Annotated in this window: 3 protein-coding genes; all 3 read left to right on the forward strand. The window is 70.9% G+C overall.

Going from position 1 to position 1,136, the window contains the following annotated elements; translation table 11 throughout:
* Positions 1-2: 2 nt before the first annotated feature.
* Positions 3-137, forward strand: coding sequence for an EAL domain-containing protein (locus tag EQG76_RS05660; protein WP_255476477.1), 135 nt, complete (start codon positions 3-5; stop codon positions 135-137).
* Between the two features lie 97 nt (positions 138-234).
* Positions 235-906, forward strand: a complete 672-nt coding sequence (locus EQG76_RS05665; protein WP_200840582.1) for an ROK family protein — start codon at positions 235-237, stop codon at positions 904-906.
* On the forward strand, positions 903-1,136 hold a 234-nt coding region (locus EQG76_RS05670), incomplete at its 3' end, for a hypothetical protein (RefSeq protein WP_159711382.1). The genes EQG76_RS05665 and EQG76_RS05670, both read left to right, overlap by 4 nt.

Genomic DNA, 1,136 nt, shown 5'->3' on the forward strand with positions numbered 1-1,136 from the left:
GGGTGATCGCCGAGGGGGTGGAGACCGAGCGGCAGCTCCAGTTCCTGCGCGAGCTCGGCTGCGACGAGGTGCAGGGCTATGTCCTGGCCCGGCCGATGCCCGAAGCAGCGCTGCGCGAGCTGGTCACCCGCCATTGAGGTCTGCCCGCAACGGCGCCGTCCGGGCCTGGGCGCTGCCGCGCCTTGAGCCCTTTACGCGCCAGATGCCACCACCTACGCAGCCCCAGGCGGTCCGATGCGCGGGGGCGAGATGGCGACGCTGGTGGTGGACGTCGGCGGCAACAACGTGAAGTTGCGCTGCGAGGGCTACGACGAGCGCCGCAAGGCCCCGACCGGGCCAGACTACCGCCCGGGGCAGCTCGTGGCCGATGTGCAGCGCTTGGCCACGGGCTGGAACTACACGCGGATCTCGATCGGCTGCCCGGGCCCGGTGGCGGGGAACCGGGTGGTCCGGGAGCTGGTCAATCTCGGGCCGGGCTGGAGGGAGTTCGACTTTGAAAAGGCCTTCGGCGTGCCGGTGCGCCTGGTCAACGACGCGGTGATGCAGGCGATCGGCTCCTATGAAGGCGGCAAGATGCTGTTCCTGGGGCTCGGCACCGGGCTCGGCAACACCATGATCGTAGACGGGACGATCATCCCGATGGAGCTGGGGCACCTGCCCTATCGCAAGGACCGCACCTACGAGGATTATGTCGGCAATCGCGGCCTGGAGAGCCGCGGGCGGGCCCGCTGGGAAGCCCATGTCCACAAGGTGGTGCGGCTGTTCCAGGAGGCCCTCTTGATCGACGACGTGGTGCTGGGCGGCGGCAATGCCCGCAAGCTCAAGGAACTGCCCCCGGGCTGCCGGATCGGCGACAACGAGAACGCGTTCATCGGCGGGTTCCGCCTCTGGGACGACCAGGCGTGAGGCGCTGCCTGGTGGCAGCCTGCCTGCTCGTCACCGCCTGCGCCGGAGCGCCGGGCACCTCTGTGGAACGGCAGGAGGGTCTGCTCAAGGACAGCGCCACCGAGCCGAGTCGCCGCGCGGCGCGGACCCTGGAGCGGCTGAAGCGCGACCCCCAGGCCCTGCTGGATGCCTGCCTGGCGCGCTACCAGGGGGCGACGCCGGGGGGGCCCGAGTGGCGGCTGGCGGAGCGT

Origin of the sequence: Geminicoccus flavidas (genome assembly GCF_009806515.1) — a bacterium.
In the GTDB taxonomy this organism is placed as follows: Bacteria; Pseudomonadota; Alphaproteobacteria; order Geminicoccales; family Geminicoccaceae; genus Geminicoccus; species Geminicoccus flavidus.